Here is an 18,499-nt window from a genome sequence, read left to right as displayed (position 1 = left end):
ATACCTTTAAATTTTTCGGTTTACCTACTTATCTAGAAAAGAAAATTGTTTGAGTTTATTAAATCTCCTGTTAATTCTCAAAGCTTCTATCATGACAAGAATTCAAGGTTATGGTAAAATAGGAAGGAAAAATTATCTAATTATCCCCATTGGAGGAAAATCGGTTTTAGCTGCTGGAGAAAGTTTTTCCAGTCAAATCGAACATCTTATCAAACAACTCAAGAGAGAATATAATATCAATAAAAGTCACATATTATTAAAACAAGCTTATACAAATTTAGAATTATTGATGGGAGAAGGTGATTTTCTGGTATCTCAAAATACGGAAGAAAGTTATTTAACGATTAGAGAAAATTTCAACAATAAATTTTTAGAAGTTTCTCAAACCTTGGATCAATTACTTGATTTTAAACCCCTAGAATTAGGTTATATTAGTGGTGGTTTATTGATAGTACCCAGTCCAAATATCCAAGAATCTTATCAAATGCGATTATTAGATATTCAAAAATATGCAAATGCAGAATTATGGAATAATTTAAAAACTATTAGTAGAAGTCAAACTTATCCCGAAAGTCTCACCTCTGCGGTTAAGAATGCTATAGAATTAGTAGAAATGCTAATAAATGCACCTGAAAAAACCCAGAATTATATCCAAAAAAGTCATCATATTGATCAATATTATGCTTTACCATTATTTGCATTTATTAGCGGGGAAGTCATGAAGAAATATTTTGAAAATAATTCAGAAGAACCGGAGGAACAAAGATTTAAAGATATTTTATCTACCTACATTCGCTCATTATATCCTGTCGGTAACATTTTACCAATTGGTCATCATTACAAAGAATTTCCCTTTGTGGTATTTAGAAGTTATAGCTTAGAAGAAATCAGAAACAAAATATTTACAGAAAAGTACCTATTAAATTCTCAAGAGTTAAATGTACTAAATTTGATTCTTTCTTCCTAAACATCTCCCATAAGTCCCCAAAAATAAAATAAGGTCTGAATCACGGATTAGACGGATTGCACTGATTTCACGGATTTTAGTAACTCTTATCATAGCAAACAACCTAATCCGCGCCATCTTTTAATCCGTATAATCCGCGTTTCTGACTTTTAAGCGATGTCATGACATCTTAAAATGAGAATTGCTGTTTATGGGTTGAGGCTATTGACTTGCACAGAAAAATATGTTATGCTCAATCTTGACAAGGAAGAACTATTCTCCACTTTCTCCTCCCACCACAACATCCCGAATACGTAAACTGGGACCACCGCAACCGACGGGTAAACCATTTTGTCCACCTTTACCACAACCCCCGGATTCATCCCAGTAAAAATCATCACCAATGGCTTCAATATCGGCGAGGGTTTGAAAAACATTACCGGAAAGGGTGACATCTTTTACAGGTTCAGCAATTTTGCCATTTCTAATCATCCAAGCTTCCCCAGCACTGAAAGTGAACATTTCCCCGTTCGTCATTCCCCCTAACCAATTTTGGGCAAAAACACCTTCTTTAATCCCAGTAAATAAATCCGCGACTGGGGTTTTCCCCCGTTCAATCCAAGTATTTGTCATTCTCACAATGGGAGAATAGTGATAATTGAGACAACGAGCATTACCTGTGGGTTTCTCGTCTAATTTACCAGCAGTTTCACGGGAATGGAGTCTACCAACTAATACACCATCTTCAATTAATTGGGTTGTTGTCGCCGGTGTACCTTCATCATCGTAAAAATAACTACCGCGATGTCCTTGGGGTGCAGCGCCATCAAATATTTGCAGTTCTTCGGGTCCAAAACGTCTTCCTAAAGTCATAACTTCGAGAATATCAGGGTTTTCATAGGCCATATCTGCTTCCGAAAGATGTCCAAAGGCTTCATGCACAAACAAACCGCTGAGAATGGGATCAATAACGACGGTGTAAGTATTACCCTTAACAGATGGTAAAGATAAAGACGTAACTGCTCTTTCTGCCGCACCTTTAACTTGTGTATCTAAATTAGTTAAATCTTCGTAAGCCTTGCGAGAACCAGTAGTTTCTCTACCAGTTTGCACAGTGTCTCCATTCCTGGCTGTGGCTGCAAAGCGCATTTCCATATCTACCCAAGATTGATCAATGAAAGTTCCTTCAGAGGTGACAATAATTACTCTTTGGGTACTGTCACTATAATGAACTGAGGTGGTAGTAATTCGATGATCAACTGTTTTCAAAAGGTCCGTATAGCGATCGCATAATTGCTTTTTCTGCTTTAGCGAAACCTGACGGGGATCAGTACCCAATAGAGGTAATTTACATACAGCTTGCACGGGATCAATCGCTGCAAGTATGGTTTCTTCATCACCCACTATCCGGGCTGCGGCGATCGCCTCTTCTATGCGTTCTTCAATGGTTGCTAATTTATTAAAACTACTTAATCCCCAGCCACCTTTATAACAAGTGCGAACATGACCACCAATGGAAATCCCCTCGCTGAGAGTTTCCACTTTATCACCACGCAAAACAATATCTGTTCCCTCAGCTTCTTCCAAGCGAATCATTAAATAATCCACACGTGAAGAATAACGGGAGATTAAATCTGAGAGAAGATTTTGAACGTCAGTAAGTTTAGTTGTCATTTTACAAATCGCTATAAATTACATTTATTTTCTTATTGAAAAACATATTTTTCTGCTACTTTCCAATAACGGGAAAACCGCTTTAAATCAATATATCCGTCATATTCAAAAAACGGTTCTACAGCAAAAACTTCCAACTTGACAGACTGTTCTATTTGATGACAAATATCATCAAACCTGGGGCTAGGACTATCTGTAGTTACAACTAAATTAGTATTATATTCCTTTGCAAAAGCTAAAACTTCTTCTGCCACATTTCCCCGGTGAATTTCCACAGGTAATTCTAGCAAACATTCATAAATGAAAGTCAGACGTTTGAGGCTAATTTGCCATTCTGTAATTAAAGCATCATCCCAAACCCAAATTGCTGGGGCTTGGGGATATTCTTGAAATGCAGGGTTGTGGGGACTCAGACAATCTCCATTGATCCAAATAACTGGTTTATTCATAATTTTTGCTTATCTATATCAATAGGAATACCAATATATAACCATCTTAAATTATAACGGTGATGGTTGATCATTTTCAAAAAAGCTTAAATCTTTTGAATGCTGATTTGACAAGCATTCTGAGTCATCATTCCTAACTTGTGAATTCCGTTGTCCATGAATTTTTAATAATTTTTGTAAAATCGTAACTATAGATACATACAATTTTAGTAATTGTAGATAACATGATAAAAATATTCACATAGTAAGAAACATCAAGAATCAAAAAACCATTTCTTGCGCCTCTTACCATCTTCATAAACAGCAACCTACAGGAGTTTGTCTTCCTAAATAATTTACCCGACAAGAATAATCTTTATTACCTTAAATATAAGGTCAAAACAACTCTATCACAATTCATACCAATTTGATGTGAGACTGCACAGAATCATAAAATCCATGAATTCATCCGTCCTTATCCGCGTTTATCTGCGTTTATCTGCGGTCAATGATTCTAGAAATCTGATCCTATGTAGCTTCATCTGAATTTGGTATCAGTATGACATGATCAAAATATGTCATACTAATTCGGAATTTTAGATTGGGAATAAAAAACACTTTGACAACAGTTTCCCACACCACTAAATATCCGCAGTTAGCGTCCTTGTGATATTTCAGCTAAACAATCAAGGAGTTCATTATGCTTCGACAAATGTGCTGGTTATCTAAGTCTAGCGGCGATGATGAAAAGATTTTACACTTGCAAATTGCACCTGGACAACCTTGGCGACCTTACACAGCTTTTCCGCAATTTTCAGTTCCAGACTATCGCATTCCTCGCGGTTCTAAGGGTTGGGCCACTTATCAAAAACTCTTGAAAGCAGGTTGGACTTTAGTACCTAGTGCCAGAGGCAGCGAATTTGCCCCCACTAGCTATGCAGAATCAACTGTGCAGAGTTGATAGAACATATTACCATCTGGGGCATCCTAGCAACATTTTTCATCCCCAGATGGGGGAAATTATTTGCGAATTTTGAGACAGTCAACACCAAAAACCTTACAATGTATAAGGTGCGTTAACTGCTGTTACAAACATTTATATTTATGCCTCCTCGTTGGCCTCGCAAACCAGATCGCAAAGATCCAGATTTCCGTAAACTAGATGATCGCATGAATTTCGCTGTTCATGTCGGTATTTGTGCAACTGTCACTTCTGGGTTGTGGTTTTTCCACATTTTGAAAACTACTGCCTGGGAATGGCTTCCTGGGGTAACAATTGGTTGGGTAGGAGTATTGCTGCTGCATCTAATTTACATTGGTGCGATCGCTAATTACGACCAAACTCCACCAAAATCTACCTAAAGAAAGACAATCTAGCTAGGGAATTCTTGCCTGTAGTAGTAGCTAAAGTCTAGCTAATTGAGTAATAATGTGAAATGGAATCAGACATCCCAATATTACTAACAATGAGGTTATATTTATGGCTAAAACTAATACTACAGAATTACTGGAAACCCTAGCTGCCGAAATTGGTGAAAGTGTTTATATAGATATTGCAAAATGGCATCTTTATTTAGCCGATGCCAAATTGCATCATATTGTTGCTGAAAAACTGTATCCTTTAATTACTTCTAAAGGCGTTAATGAAGAAAAAGTAATTGCCGCTTTAGAATCTATCACCGTGAAAGTTGGTGGTGGCAGAAATGAAATATCTTTAATTAATTTATTGCCCTTGCAATGTCAAGTTACCTTAGTAGATATTGTTGAAAAATATCAACGGGAAATGTAATCTTCATTTTCTTCCCATTGACAGATTTACACATTTCAAATAATGGAGGTTGATCAATATGTTTTTACAAATCAAAGATAGCCGCGATTTGGTGAAAATAGTTGATGTTCAAGAACTATTAGACCCCACTAGTAAAATCGTTCACGCCCAAGATCAAGAAGGACAAGAAGAACAGGAAACGGACATTTATCAAAAGGAAGAACTGGTATTTCCCTCTGGGGAAAAATTACCACGCTGTTGGTTAGATGCCAAATTTAGAGAAAGAGAATCTGTAGCAGCTTAATATTAATTACAGCATAATTCAGGAGGGTTTAGCAATGCTAAACCCCTACATTAATTTAATTCACAGCAGCTTTTTCTGTCACCCCTTCAGAACCTTTAGAAAAGGCTTTAGTAATCCAATATGTGAAAATATGAGAAAGGACACCTAAAGGACCTGCAAATAAACACAAAGCTATCGAGTGAATTGTCCAAATTCCGGTTTTTTGTCCTTCCCAATAAATCCATCTTCCCACAAATAAATCCATTACTAAAAAGTGAATCCAACCTGTAGCAGCAGCCGTTTCATCACTAAAAAACCTGGCTATATCTGCTAATTGAGGATTTGATAAAGCTGCGGCGTTTTCGGGAGTAATGCTGACGACAAACAAGTACAAATATGCACCAGCTAAAACCACAAAAGGTAGATATGATTCCATTACCTTGCGGGTGACATTCCAGTTAGGTAACAAAATCATCAAAGCCCAAAAAGGCAAAACAAAAAGATTAGCAACGTTAAATAAATCTGTGATATTCATATTTTCAATTAAACCTCAAACACTAAATGGTTTTACTCCTGATTTCTGTAAGGGTTTAGCAGTGCTAAACCCCTACCGAATGCTAATATATTACAAAGCTACTAATTGAGATTCTATTGCTGAAGATTGTAAATTACGACCGATAAAAACTAAACTCGTTTGTTTCGCTTCTTCTAATTTCCAAGGACGATCATAAAATTTATCAAATCTATTTCCTACACCTTGCATAACTAAACGCATGGGTTTATTAGCAACAGCCACAAATCCTTTAATTCGGTAAATCTCTTGTTCTTGTGCCAGTTTTTCTAATGTTGCTTGTAGCTTTTCGGGGTCAAATGTTCGGTCTAAAATGACGTGAGTTGAGTTAATTTCATCATCATGATCATGGTCTTCTTCTGTGTCATGATGACTAGGACGATCATCTAAATTATCTTCTACTGCGGCTGCAAATCCTAATAATATAGATGGGTCTAATTTACCATAATCACTAGAGACAATTTTCACAACTCTAGGTAATTCTTTCTTGACTAATTCTAAAACTTGCGCTTGGGTTTCACTATCAACTAAATCAGTTTTATTCAAAATTACTAAATCAGCACAAGCAAGTTGATCTTCAAACAATTCTTGTAATGGTGTTTCATGTTCTAGACTATCATCTTCTTGACGTTGGGCTGCGATCGCATCTAAATCACTGGCAAATGTTCCCGCTGCAACTGCGGCACAATCTACTACTGTAATTACTGCATCTACTGTAGCAGCGTTGCGGATTTCTTGCCAACGAAAGGCTTTAACTAAGGGTTTTGGTAAGGCTAAACCAGAAGTTTCAATGATAATATAATCAATACTATCTCGACGTTTAATTAATTCCCGCATTGTCGGGTAGAATTCTTCTTGAACGGTGCAGCATAAACAGCCGTTTGTTAGTTCAAATATATTATTATTTTGGGTTTCTGGATTTGCTTCTGTTTCATCTTCGGGGCAAATTTGACAAGATTTCAATAATTCTCCATCTATCCCCAGTTCGCCAAATTCGTTGACTAATACTGCTATGCGTCGTCCTTGGTTGTTTTGGAGGAGGTGACGGATAATGCTGGTTTTACCGCTTCCTAAGAAGCCTGTGATGACGGTAACGGGGATTTTTGTAGCCATGTTTTGTGTGTGGTTTTGAATTCAATTTTACCATATATTACCAGCCCCAGATCCACGACTTCTTTGAGAAGTCGTGGATCTAAACTTGTTAAGGTGTTAGATGTAAAACCAGATTTGGGTTAAGCATTAGAGAAAGAAAGAAGGATAGCAGAGAATAAGAAATGCAGGTTGATCTTTAATTCGATTGGGAACGCCGAACAAATGGGAGTAAATCTTGTAAAATCACTTCATGATAATGTTCTTGGGGATAATGTCCAACATTATTAAGTTTGATTATTTCCCCATTGGGTACAGATTTTACAAAAGTTTCTGCCATATCTACAGATAACCAAGGATCAATCATGCCCCATTGGACTAAAATAGGTTGTTGCCATTCTTTGAACCCATTTTCTATTTCTAGCATGGCTTTTTCTAGTTGGAAATTGCGAATTGTTGCTAGGAGACTTCTCCCAGGAGAAGAACTTTTCAAAAAGGGTTTTCTATAAATATCTAAATCTTGATCTTCAACACGATAACGACTTCCACCTTCTAGGGTTCTATCAACTAATAAAGGATCTTGGGTAATCATATCTCCTGCAAAAGGCAAACCCATTTGTTTGATTTTCCAAGGTAATTTTGCTGCTGTAGAAATGGGTGTATTTAAAATAGCAATATTAGCAACTTTTTCAGGATAACGAAGGGCGTATTGTAAGCCAACTGAACCTAAAAAACCTTGAACAACTAGGGAAACTTTTTCTAATTCTAAAGCTTGAACAAATCCTGCTAAGGCGGTGATAAATGCGTCCGGAGTATAAGCAAAATCCTGTTTTTCTGGTGTACCGGAAAATCCACAACCAATCCAGTCAGGTGCGATCGCTCTATTTCCCTGTGCTGCTAAACTAGGTATAATATTTCTCCAACTATAACTTTGAGCAACTATCCCGTGTAAAAATAACACAGGGATTAAATCAGTTCTCCCAATTGGTTCAGCTTCTCGATAAAACCATTCTAGAGAATCTACTGTAATTTTATGTTCTTGAATTGACACGCTTTTTTCCTATTGACGACTGCAACAACACCATACAAGTGCTAATATCATCATCCTATAAATAGGTAATAGATAAACAAATCCCATAAATACTTAAGTAGGGGTAGCGCCCCCGTGCCTACCCCGTTCTTATGGCAACCACAGGGGGTTTGCCCCTACATAATTTATCGGTTTAGGGATTAATTTTAAAATGTTCAATTAATTTTGCTTCTTCCTCCTGACTCCTGCGATACTTATAGCAAGGGTTTCTCAAACAGTAGTAACGCCAAGATAAAATCCATAATGAAAATTGCCACCCAAGTAGTTACTACAGAAGTTGTTGCTGATTCTCCCACTTCCTTTGCGCCTCCTTGAGTTGTCAGTCCCCAACTACAGCCATTAACCGATACTATAGCCCCAAAAATCAACCCCTTCAGCAAAATAATCAGAATATCTGATGGTAATAAAAAATTTCTCACCGATTCTAAGAATGTTTCAGGAACAACCTGATAAAATTGCATAGCCGCAAAAGCACCACCCATAACACCTGTAACTACAGCAAAAATCATCATTACAGGCATCATTAAACAGCAAGCAATGACTCTGGGTAGGACAAGATAATCAATAGGGTCTGTTCTGAGCATATATAAAGCGTCAATTTGCTCTGTTACCCGCATTGCTCCTAATTCCGCTGCAAAAGCTGAACCGACTTGTCCGGCGATAACACTAGCTGTTAAAATTGGCGCTAGTTCTCGACAAAATGCTAAAGCAAATACACCACCAACTGTATCTACAGCCCCAAATCTGACTAATTCTCTAGCGGTTTGAATTGTAAAAATCATTCCCGCAAAACCGCTAACTAATAATACTGGAGGGAGGGAAACGGGTCCTGCTGTCACTGTATGTTCTAATATCTTGCGATAGTAAGTTTTTCCGCGCAGGAAATGCAGTAAAATTTGACCGAACAACAGAAATACTGACAAACAGCGAATTATCCAAGATTGTGCTAAATTTCTTTTTGGTTGCAAGTTTACGGCCACTAATTAAATTTTTTTACTAGGGAATTATGAAAATTTAAGTTTCTACAAATAGAGTATTCCAATCACTAATAGCATTTCTTTGAGCAGTTAATAATTCCTGGATACCTTGTTCCGAAAAATCTAGCATTTGATTCAATTGCTGACGACTAAAACTTCCCGCTTCCGCTGTTCCCTGAACTTCAATAATGTTCATTTTATGGTTCATGACTACGTTAAAATCCACATCTGCGGCTACATCTTCAACATAGTTAAGATCCAAAAATGGTTCACCCTGCAACAAGCCTACAGAAACTGCTGCTATTTGTCCACATAAAGGCGATCGCTCGATCACCCCCTGGTGCAATAATTGGGAAATAGCATAAGCCAAAGCCACAAAACCCCCCGTAATTGCCATTGTCCTCGTTCCTGCGTCAGCTTGCAGCACATCTGTATCCACAGTCAGGGTTCGTTCTCCCAATGCCTCAAAATCCACCGCAGCCCTTAAACTCCGCCCAATTAAACGTTGAATTTCCTGGGTTCTGCCCGACAATTTCATCAATTCCCGTTCCTGGCGTTTCTGGGTAGCAGAAGGCAACATTCTATATTCAGCAGTTAACCAACCCTTCCCACTACCAGTCAAAAATTTAGGCACTCCTTCCGCCACACTAACCGTACACAGAACCTGAGTATCACCAGCTTTCGCTAAAACAGAACCAGGTGCAAAGCGAGTGAAATTAGGATAAAAACTATGGGGACGGAGTTCACCAGGGGTTCTCCCGTCAGGACGTTGCCAAGTCATGGAAATTGCCTTTTGAATTTTGCTTACTGCCTTATAGAATAACTGAGTAGTAGCAATAAAACTATTTATTACCAATTACCAATTACCAATTACCCATTACCAATCACCCTAATAAAGTCAAAATATTTTGCTGTACTTGTTCTGGGGACTGATCACCATTAATAGTTAAGAGGCGATGACGGCGATCGTAGTATTCTAAAATGGGGATAGTGCGATCGTAAAATAACTCTACCCGACGCTGGACAATTTCCAGTTGATCATCAGGAAGTAAACGCCCCACAGAACGACTAACCATAACTGCTGCGGAAACTTGTAGATAAATTGCCCAATCGAGATTTTGTCCTAAATCTTCCAACAAAAAATCCAATTCTTCACATTGAAAAGCAGTCCGGGGATAACCCTCTAAAATCCAACCATTATTTACATCAGGTTGCTTAAGACGGACTTTAATAAATTCAATCATCATTTCATCTGGAACTAATTCTCCCTGTTCCAAATAAGGTTTAGCTTCGATAACTAAATCATTTAATTCATCGTATGTATTATCCTGATTGTTTCCATATATCGCTTCTCGTAAAGTTTCACCAGTAGAAACCAAAGGAACATTAAAAAACTTCCCCAGCCTTTGTGCTTGAGTGCTTTTCCCAGCCCCTGAACCTCCCAAAACTACCAATCTCATCACAACGTAATCCTCTTATATAAAATTCACTATTGTTGAAGTATCTTTTGTTATAGCAATCCTAAATCATTTGTGGAAAAAATATCTCCAAATCAGTGCGAAAGTTAAAGCGAAATATCAAGGCTGTTTTCCTTGCAAATACTGCTGTATGATAACTATATGTTTTGCAATTAGCAAAGATTTACCCTTAAATGTAAGTCATTAAATTTATAGTGAGTTTTCAAACACCCTCTTATGGTTGCCCAATTAGAAACCCCAGGTCTAAATTCAACCCTCAGCTTACCATATTCCGTAGAAGGACTGGTACAAGTTTTCACTAGCCCCCAGCGGAGCTTTTTTACCAGCGTGATGGCACAAGCACTGAGAATTGCTGGACAAGGTACACCAGTATTAATAGTCCAATTCCTCAAAGGTGGGATTCGTCAAGGACATGAACGACCCACCCAAATGGGACAACATTTAGATTGGATTCGCTGTGATTTGCCCCGTTGTATTGATAATTCCGATTTAGACGCAGCGGAAAATCTAGCTTTGCAACAACTTTGGCAACATACTCAAAAGGTAGTTAATGAAGGTAAGTATTCTTTATTGGTATTAGATGAGTTGAGTTTAGCGATTAATTTCGGTTTAATTCCAGAAACCGAGGTGTTAGAGTTTCTGTCTCACCGTCCCCCTCATGTTGATATTATCCTCACAGGTTCTCAGATGCCCCAGTCTCTTTTAGATGTAGCAGATCAAATTACAGAAATTCGTCGCAGTCATCAACCTTAAGACAGAGGGCTTTGTTTACGGTATGCTAGTAATTCTGTTTGAATTAACCGTTAAATTGTGATTAAAAACGATCTTTGGATTACCGAAATGGCTCAAAAAGGTATGATTTCGCCTTTTGAGTCTAGTTTAATTCGTAAATTGCAACCTGATTCATCTCAGCTTCCGCAACCTGTAATTAGTTACGGACTTTCTTCTTACGGCTATGATATCCGGCTTTCTGGCTCGGAATTTCGGATTTTTCGCCATATTCCTGGTACTGTCATTGATCCTAAAAACTTTAATCCCCAAAATTTAGAGTCCACTCAATTACATACGGATGAAAGTGGTAGCTATTTTATCTTACCTGCTCATTCCTATGGTTTGGGTGTGGCTTTAGAAAAACTGGAAGTTCCAGCCAATATTACAGCGATCTGTATCGGTAAATCTACTTACGCAAGATGTGGTATAATAGCCAACTTAACTCCTGCGGAAGCGGCTTGGCGAGGACATCTCACTTTGGAATTCTCTAATTCTTCCAGTGCTGACTGTCGTATTTATGCTAATGAGGGTGTGGTGCAATTGCTGTTTTTAGAGGGTGAACCCTGTGCTGTTAGTTATGAAACTCGTCGAGGTAAATACCAAGATCAGTTAGAAATGGTTACAATAGCTAGAATTTAAATTTGAACAATAAATCATTTTCCTGTTCCCAGTCCAAAATAGATATAATGGTGCTTTAAACGGAGATGATATTATGAGTCGCTCCCGAATTATTCAGCCAGGTCAAAGTTATACTTTTAGTAAATACTTTGAATTACCATTTTCTCCAGAGGATATTTTGGCAGAACTTGGTTGTGTTTATCAACGTGAAAGGCTAAAGTTACCAACTACGGAATCAACACCGCGCTATATTAAAGAATTGCACCGAGTAATTGAACGTAACCTCCAACGGGTCAAATTACTCAGTGAAGATGCTCGTAAACAAGCAATTATAGCGCCGATTCTTTTAGAAGTTTGTGAAATTACAGAAACTCAATTGAATATTGAATATCCTATTAGCGTCAGTGACCAATTAAAAGGTAGTTTAGATTATTACATTAATAAAAGTGAAAGTTTATTAGTTATTGAAGCTAAACAAGCGGATTTGAGTAGAGGATTTACACAATTAGCTGTGGAATTGATTGCTCTTGACCAATGGATAAATTCAGATAAAACTATGCTTTATGGAGCAGTAACTACTGGAGAAGATTGGCGATTTGCTATCTATAAACGTCAGGAAAAAGAAATAATTGAAGACATAAAATTATATCGAGTTCCTGAAGAATTAACTGAATTAGTCAAAATTTTAGTAGCTATAGTTAGCAATTAGTAAAAGTATATTCTCTTTTGCTACCTACAGTGATATTTTTCGCACGACCTACTTATTTGCAGTAATTCCCGTTGAACCAAAACCACCAGTTCCCCTAGATGTATCACTTAAGCTATCAACTTCTTCAATTTCAACACGAATTACTGGTGCAATAACCATCTGAGCAATTTTCATTCCTTTTGATATTTTAAAAGGTTCTTTTCCATGATTTATTAAAATTACACCTATTTCTCCTCGATAACCTTCGTCTATTGTACCTGGAGTATTCAAAACCGTAATTTGGTGCTTAAGAGCTAAACCACTTCTAGGACGAATTTGAGCCTCAGTTCCTGGTGGTAATTGTATGGATATACCCGTATGAATTAATTTGCTTTCTCCAGCCGGAAGTTCTAATTCATCAATAGATATTAAGTCTAATCCTGCATCATTCGGGTGTTCATATTTGGGAATAGTTGCTGATTCATGTAATTTTAGTATTTTCAGATTCATTATATTTCCTTTATGATTGCTTAGTTATTTTCTGAATATCTTTAATTAATTGTAATATCAATGCTCCAGTAATGCCATTAGTCCCTTTGTCTGCAAGAAAGTTAGCTGTTGAATACCAAGATTTATTACTGAATTCGGTTGAATTATTTAATAGAAATCCTCCTAAATATGAACCAGCTATGATAAATATAGCATAAGCAATATAAGGAAATAAAACAGAAAAATCAATTTTATTCTTTTTAGATTTATCTACTAAATCTTGAAACTCTTGAGAAGATTCTAATTTTTTCCGCAAGTGTACTTTAGAGTTTCTGAATTGTTCATATAGCCACTCTTCCTCTTTATTAGTAAGACCTACCCTATTTAAAATATCTGGTCTTCCAGGATTATTATCATGTTCTTCAGGTTCAGATTTTGTTCTGACAAATTGAAACATTAGAGATGCAAAAGTAGTTTTTCCTGTCTCTAGCTCTATATTTTTTTTAGTATGATTATGAATAGTTATCACGGAAACTCCCAGATATCCAGGATCTAATGTAGTACCAATATGACCTGTACCTTCTGAAACTAACCTAACCTTTGAATGATAAGTTCCAGCTATTCTTTCAGAAATCCAAATAGTTTCATTTGTTACGATTAAAACAGTTGATTTGCCAGGAATAATAAGTTTATCACATCCATCATAAATAGTAGCAAAAGTATCGCCATCTTGTTCAGGAATTTTCCATGCTAGATGACTAGCTGTTAAATTATAACTTGCGGCTTTAAGGTTATTCGTACTAAAAGGAAATATTGAGATATTGCCGTTTACTAATTCCTTCTCAATATCAATATTGCTAAGTACAGCCATAATAATAGTACCTCTAACTGTTCAAACAAAAATTTTAGGCATGATTACAGTAAAACGATAGCATATTTTATTGTAGTTTTAGTAACTTATCCTGCTCATACATAAAATCTTTTCCCAGAGACAAAGCCATTTCCGCTTTTTGCAATTCCACACCTAAATACATTGCATGAGAAACTTGTAAACCAGGACAATCTGTGAATATTTGCTGGGAAAGTTTATGTGCAGATTTACCAGAATAACAATTAACTACTTCTCCAGAACCAGGAGTTGTATGTTCGACAATAATTTGATTATTCTGGATGGTAATAATAAAACTACCAGCAGGATCAAAATAGTCTTTTTGCTGAGATATTTTAGGATATTGAGATGAAATGACATTAGCGACATTTTCAAAACAATCATCATAAATGTGGGCGCTTTGACTCATGGTAATTAATGCTCCCATTTTTAATTTATGATCAGTTTTTTTAACTAAAGAATTATAAACATATTTTTGTAAAGCCCTTAATCCCATTGCATTTGCTGGCCAAGCTGAAAACATATCATTACTGCGAAAAGTGGCAGTTAAAGATAGTTCATGATCCACTATTCTCACCCAAATATGATTAAGACAAGGTGGATTATCATTATCATCTTGACTAGCATCCCATAAGGACATTACAGCCCTTGCGGAATCAATATCTTTTGCTAATTTGTCAATTACCTTTTCAATTTGATCTCTTCCAAACCAAGAACGTAACCGTTGCCCATAGGTATATTTTACCCCTTCTCGGTTGGGTGCATCATCTAAAATTTGCGAAATATACTCTTCTAGAAAACTTCTATCAATTGGTAAATAATTGGGTTCAGGAAAATAGAAATCATCAGGTTCGTCGGTAACAACTGCCATTAAATCTATCAATTCTTGCCATTTACCATCATAACCAGTTGGTCTAATTGTGCCAGTGGTTTTAATTCTATGAATGATTTTTACCCAGGTTTCAGCAATTGTTTTACCTTCAATTCTATGTCCATAGCGTGTTCCTGGTAAAACTGTTGGTTCAACTGTAGTCATGGGAAATTCTACAGGTGTTCCCCAAGGTACAACTGTTTCTTTTTGGGCGTAATATTGAATTTTTTCAACAGCATCAGAAATTGATGTAGCGTCTTGAATTTCTACAGAATGGCGTAATTTTTCCAAGGTATTTATATCAATATCAATATCAATATAACCAACAACTTGAGAACGAATTACCCAAGATTTTCGCCCCGCATCACTAATACTTTCTTCCACACCATGACGGAAGAAATCACTTAAACATTGACAAGCACCGGCATTTTTATCTTCTTTGGTAGCGTTGAGAATGACTAAATACCGCACATGAGGATTTAGTAATAAATTGCGAATTAGTAAGTTGATACCTCTAGTGGGTGAGTATAACTGTCCAATTACAGCATATTCATTTGATTGTAGATGTTTCGCTACAGCTTGTTTTACCATCCATCCTGTAATTACTGCGGTTTGACCGCTACCATAAATTAGTTGGTTTGGTTTGTGCTGTGCTGTGTAATAAAACTGGGTGATTTGACCCATATTGAGATGACCACTCACTGAATTTACTAAGTTTTTATTTAGGATACAATAATTAGTCTAGATTAATCACACATTGTCAAAAAAGGTAGCTAAAATCAGATACACCTTTATGGGTTTTCGGCATTTTCTTGATAAGATACTTGGTATTCTTGCTCTTCCAAGGTTATCGGTGTTTGCTTGACAAAAGGTAAATCCGCACCTACCAAACCTCTTTGAATCCGTTCTGATGTTTGATTAAAAACTACAAACAGAGGATAAATGGTATTAGTACCTTCACTCAAAATATGACTGTGACGAGGGTGCATAATCCATTCATATTCTTTATCTAAGTAAACTTGGCTTTTTCTCCATCTTCCCAATAAATCAGAAAAGTCTTCATGGGGACGATGAATAAAAACTAAAATCTCCACACCGGTTTTAATTTTCCATTCCGGGTCACACATGATAATAGCAATATCACAGGGTAAACTGGTGGTTTGTGAGGTTTTAGTTTCTAGATTACGGATACGGACAATGGGTAGAGTGATAGTAATGACACTTTCAGCAGGCCGACGGAGACTAGGAATCATCTCCAAATAGGGACGATGTTGTTTGAGGAGAGCGATCGCTGATAAATGATTGCTATACTCAGCTAAACTGGTTTCATAAACAGATTTTTGTAAAGTCATATCTTTCTCAAATATAAAAATGTTAAGCATAAAAAATGAAGTATGAAATTTGGTTTAGTTTACATACTTCATTTTTAGGTCTTTAACCTAATGATTCAAATACTTTAAACATCGGTAGATACATAGCCAGCAAAATTGTTCCCACCATACCCCCTAAGACAACAATCATTAGTGGTTCTAAAATGCTAGTCAGTGATTTAACTGCCTGTTCTACTTCATCTTCATAGAAATCGGCAACTTTCATCAACATTGCATCCAGTTGACCTGTTTCTTCACCAATACTCATCATCTGAATCGCCATACCTGGAAAAACATCTTCTTTGAGTAAAGCAACGCTAATCATTCCCCCCTGTTGAACTTCTTCACGGGCGGCATCAATAGCATTAGCAATAACTTGGTTTCCTGATGTATCTCGCACAATTTCTAAACAGGTCAAAATCGGGACTCCAGAGCGAGTTAATGAACCAAAAGTTCGGCTAAACCGAGCAATAGAAGATTTTTGAATCAAATCACCAAACAAAGGTAGCTTGAGAGCAATACCGTCAATCTGTAATCTACCCACAGGGGTTTTGTAATACTGCTTATAGAGAAACGATAGTACACATAACCCGCCAATAATTGCCAATGACCAATAACTTCGTAATAACTTACTACAGGCCATCAAGAATAGTGTCAATGCTGGTAATTCTACCCCTATAGATGCAAAAATGTCTGCAAAAATGGGAATTAAAAAAACTGTCATCCCCACAAAAATAGCAGTTGCCAAAAAGCCTACTACCACTGGATAAGACATAGCCGATTTAATTTGGTTCTGCAATCGTGCCATATCTTCTAATAGTTTAGCCAGACGATTTAAAACCTCATCTAGCACACCTCCAATTTCTCCAGCTTGTACCATACTCACATACAAACCATCAAAACACTCAGGATGTTTACGCATGGAATCGGAGAGGTTAACTCCCGTTTGAACATCAGCACAAATTTCGATTAAAGCAGCTTTAAGTTTAGGATTACTACACTGTTCAGAGAGTACACCCAAGCCTCTAACTATGGCTACACCCGCATTTACTAAAGCAGCAAATTGGCGGGAAAAAATTGCTTTATCTTTGACGGAAACCTTAACAAAGGAATTTTGAAGTTTCTGGATATCAAACCGAGAAGCCAAGCTTTGAGATTCTTTTAAGTCTTGAACAACAAAACCTTGATCTCTAAGATTAGTCCGAGCATCAGTCAAGGAATCAGCGGTAAATTTTTCAGTTCTGGATTTTCCTTGAGAATCACGAATACGAGCAACGTAAGTAGGCATAATATTAATTTAAAATTTTAGAATTGGTCAGTTGTCAGTTGTTAGTTGCAAAAGAATATTTCTCTCCCCTGCTCCCTGCTCCCCTGCTCCCCTGCTCCCTGTTAACGCAATTTAGCTCCTGCTGGGGCTGTTGCACCAATTAGACGCTGTACTTCATCTGGTTTAGAGGTTTTAGAGATTGCGGCTTCAAAAGAAATAGTTCCAGCTTTGTATAAATCAGCTAAAACCTTTTCTAGAGTTTGCATTCCCAATTTACCCCCGGTCTGAATAGCTGAGTAAATCTGTGCTGTTTTTCCTTCCCGAATCAAGTTAGAAATAGCGGGGGTAATTACCATAATTTCTTGAGCCATGACTCGACCATATTCATTGGCTTTGGGATTTTTCTTAGGTACTAAAGTTTGACTAAAAACAGCAACTAAGGAGTTAGATAACTGCACCCGTACCTGAGTTTGTCTTTCTGAGGGGAAAACATCAATAATCCGGTCAACGGTTTGTGCAGCAGAACTTGTATGTAATGTACCAAATACCAAGTGACCTGTTTCTGCGGCGGAAATTGCCAAAGCAATTGTTTCTAAATCCCGCATTTCTCCTACCAGAATAATATCTGGATCTTCCCGTAAAGCTGCTTTTAAAGCATTAGCAAAACTCTTCGTATCTTCTCCTAATTGGCGTTGGTGAACTAGACTTTTGATGGGTTCATAAACAAATTCCACAGGATCTTCAACTGTTAAAATATGTTCTGCCCTAGTTCGATTAATTAAGTCAATCATTGCCGCTAGGGTAGTAGTCTTACCAGAACCAGTCGGACCTGTTACAAGAATTAATCCTCTAGGTTTTTCTGTCATTTCCCGAACTATGTCGGGTAAACCTAATTTGTCAAAGTTAGGAATTTTAGAACTTAATGCTCGTAAACAGGCGGCAAAAGCGCCCCGTTCTTTGTAGACGTTCACCCGAAACCGAGCTAATCCTTTGACACCATAAGAACAATCTAATTCCCAGGTTTGCTCTAAGGTTTTACGCTGAGTGTTATTGAGCATACTGAAAATTAATCTTTGGCACTCATCAGCAGTTAAGATATTTTCACCAATAGGTGTTAGATGTCCACTAATCCGAAAATAGGGAGGCAAACCAGCAGATAGGTGTAAGTCCGAGCCACCCATATTAATTAGTTGCTCCATTAAGTCTTCAATCATCATTTCCATAGTCTGAAT

The 18,499-nt window shown here is 37.1% G+C and carries 22 protein-coding genes; 8 read left to right on the top strand and 14 right to left on the bottom strand.

What is annotated here, in order from left to right; translation table 11 throughout:
- The first annotated feature begins 91 nt into the window (after positions 1-91).
- A complete protein-coding gene (locus FJR05_RS13560) occupies positions 92-967 on the top strand; it encodes a hypothetical protein (protein WP_254446933.1) in 876 nt (291 codons plus the stop codon).
- A 252-nt stretch (positions 968-1,219) separates the two neighbouring features.
- On the opposite strand, the gene FJR05_RS13555 is transcribed toward FJR05_RS13560, so the two are convergent.
- A complete protein-coding gene (locus FJR05_RS13555; RefSeq protein ID WP_168644600.1) occupies positions 1,220-2,620 on the bottom strand; it encodes a TldD/PmbA family protein in 1,401 nt (466 codons plus the stop codon).
- Between the two features lie 32 nt (positions 2,621-2,652).
- Positions 2,653-3,069 carry a deoxyribodipyrimidine photo-lyase gene (locus FJR05_RS13550; protein ID WP_168644599.1) on the bottom strand — a complete coding sequence of 139 codons (417 nt, stop codon included), beginning with the start codon at positions 3,067-3,069 and terminating at the stop codon, positions 2,653-2,655.
- 679 nt (positions 3,070-3,748) lie between these two features.
- On the opposite strand from FJR05_RS13550, the gene FJR05_RS13545 reads away from it, so the two are divergent.
- From FJR05_RS13545 to FJR05_RS13530, 4 genes are all read left to right on the top strand, one after another.
- The gene (locus tag FJR05_RS13545; protein ID WP_168644598.1) at positions 3,749-4,009 is read left to right on the top strand and encodes a hypothetical protein; all 261 of its coding nucleotides are present in this window, start codon (positions 3,749-3,751) and stop codon (positions 4,007-4,009) included.
- A gap of 143 nt (positions 4,010-4,152) precedes the next feature.
- A complete protein-coding gene (locus FJR05_RS13540) occupies positions 4,153-4,410 on the top strand; it encodes a hypothetical protein (RefSeq protein ID WP_168644597.1) in 258 nt (85 codons plus the stop codon).
- 118 nt (positions 4,411-4,528) lie between these two features.
- Positions 4,529-4,837: a DUF3181 family protein gene (locus FJR05_RS13535; RefSeq protein WP_168644596.1), complete on the top strand. Its 309-nt coding sequence runs from the start codon at positions 4,529-4,531 to the stop codon at positions 4,835-4,837.
- Positions 4,838-4,895: 58 nt separating this feature from the next.
- A complete protein-coding gene (locus FJR05_RS13530) occupies positions 4,896-5,120 on the top strand; it encodes a hypothetical protein (protein WP_027401946.1) in 225 nt (74 codons plus the stop codon).
- Positions 5,121-5,175: 55 nt separating this feature from the next.
- On the opposite strand, the gene FJR05_RS13525 is transcribed toward FJR05_RS13530, so the two are convergent.
- The 6 genes from FJR05_RS13525 to FJR05_RS13500 form a co-directional block, all read right to left on the bottom strand.
- Complete coding sequence (locus tag FJR05_RS13525; protein ID WP_168644595.1) at positions 5,176-5,634, bottom strand: ABA4-like family protein; 459 nt, start codon at positions 5,632-5,634, stop codon at positions 5,176-5,178.
- 90 nt (positions 5,635-5,724) lie between these two features.
- Entirely contained in the window at positions 5,725-6,783 is a 1,059-nt protein-coding gene (cobW, locus tag FJR05_RS13520) for a cobalamin biosynthesis protein CobW (protein WP_168644594.1), read from the bottom strand.
- Positions 6,784-6,958: 175 nt separating this feature from the next.
- A complete protein-coding gene (locus FJR05_RS13515; RefSeq protein WP_168644593.1) occupies positions 6,959-7,810 on the bottom strand; it encodes an alpha/beta fold hydrolase in 852 nt (283 codons plus the stop codon).
- 233 nt (positions 7,811-8,043) lie between these two features.
- Positions 8,044-8,817, bottom strand: coding sequence for an MlaE family lipid ABC transporter permease subunit (locus tag FJR05_RS13510; RefSeq protein WP_168644592.1), 774 nt, complete (start codon positions 8,815-8,817; stop codon positions 8,044-8,046).
- 46 nt (positions 8,818-8,863) lie between these two features.
- Complete coding sequence (rph, locus tag FJR05_RS13505; RefSeq protein WP_168644591.1) at positions 8,864-9,607, bottom strand: ribonuclease PH; 744 nt, start codon at positions 9,605-9,607, stop codon at positions 8,864-8,866.
- 103 nt (positions 9,608-9,710) lie between these two features.
- Positions 9,711-10,286 carry a nucleoside monophosphate kinase gene (locus FJR05_RS13500; RefSeq protein ID WP_168644615.1) on the bottom strand — a complete coding sequence of 192 codons (576 nt, stop codon included), beginning with the start codon at positions 10,284-10,286 and terminating at the stop codon, positions 9,711-9,713.
- Between the two features lie 234 nt (positions 10,287-10,520).
- Here FJR05_RS13500 and FJR05_RS13495 point away from each other — a divergent pair, with 234 nt between their 5' ends.
- The 3 genes from FJR05_RS13495 to FJR05_RS13485 all read left to right on the top strand — a co-directional run bounded on the left by FJR05_RS13495 (position 10,521) and on the right by FJR05_RS13485 (position 12,402).
- Positions 10,521-11,057: a P-loop NTPase family protein gene (locus tag FJR05_RS13495; protein ID WP_168644590.1), complete on the top strand. Its 537-nt coding sequence runs from the start codon at positions 10,521-10,523 to the stop codon at positions 11,055-11,057.
- Between the two features lie 87 nt (positions 11,058-11,144).
- On the top strand, positions 11,145-11,714 hold the full coding sequence (gene dcd, locus FJR05_RS13490) for a dCTP deaminase (RefSeq protein ID WP_174783700.1): 570 nt from the start codon (positions 11,145-11,147) through the stop codon (positions 11,712-11,714).
- 73 nt (positions 11,715-11,787) lie between these two features.
- The gene (locus tag FJR05_RS13485; RefSeq protein WP_168644588.1) at positions 11,788-12,402 is read left to right on the top strand and encodes a hypothetical protein; all 615 of its coding nucleotides are present in this window, start codon (positions 11,788-11,790) and stop codon (positions 12,400-12,402) included.
- Positions 12,403-12,450: 48 nt separating this feature from the next.
- Here the strand turns inward: FJR05_RS13485 and dut are convergent, their stop codons facing one another.
- The 6 genes from dut to FJR05_RS13455 all read right to left on the bottom strand — a co-directional run bounded on the left by dut (position 12,451) and on the right by FJR05_RS13455 (position 18,490).
- A complete protein-coding gene (gene dut, locus FJR05_RS13480; protein WP_168644587.1) occupies positions 12,451-12,891 on the bottom strand; it encodes a dUTP diphosphatase in 441 nt (146 codons plus the stop codon).
- Between the two features lie 10 nt (positions 12,892-12,901).
- Complete coding sequence (locus tag FJR05_RS13475; protein ID WP_168644586.1) at positions 12,902-13,741, bottom strand: deoxycytidine triphosphate deaminase; 840 nt, start codon at positions 13,739-13,741, stop codon at positions 12,902-12,904.
- A gap of 67 nt (positions 13,742-13,808) precedes the next feature.
- On the bottom strand, positions 13,809-15,314 hold the full coding sequence (locus FJR05_RS13470; RefSeq protein WP_168644585.1) for a thymidylate synthase: 1,506 nt from the start codon (positions 15,312-15,314) through the stop codon (positions 13,809-13,811).
- 107 nt (positions 15,315-15,421) lie between these two features.
- A complete protein-coding gene (locus FJR05_RS13465; protein ID WP_168644614.1) occupies positions 15,422-15,982 on the bottom strand; it encodes a hypothetical protein in 561 nt (186 codons plus the stop codon).
- 82 nt (positions 15,983-16,064) lie between these two features.
- Positions 16,065-17,288 carry a type II secretion system F family protein gene (locus tag FJR05_RS13460; protein ID WP_168644584.1) on the bottom strand — a complete coding sequence of 408 codons (1,224 nt, stop codon included), beginning with the start codon at positions 17,286-17,288 and terminating at the stop codon, positions 16,065-16,067.
- Between the two features lie 101 nt (positions 17,289-17,389).
- A complete protein-coding gene (locus FJR05_RS13455; protein ID WP_168644583.1) occupies positions 17,390-18,490 on the bottom strand; it encodes a type IV pilus twitching motility protein PilT in 1,101 nt (366 codons plus the stop codon).
- Positions 18,491-18,499: the final 9 nt, after the last annotated feature.

Source organism: Dolichospermum sp. UHCC 0259, from assembly GCF_009711935.1.
Taxonomy (GTDB): Bacteria; Cyanobacteriota; Cyanobacteriia; order Cyanobacteriales; family Nostocaceae; genus Dolichospermum.
Note: the sequence above shows the minus strand (reverse complement) of the source record. Positions and strands in the feature narration are given on the sequence as shown.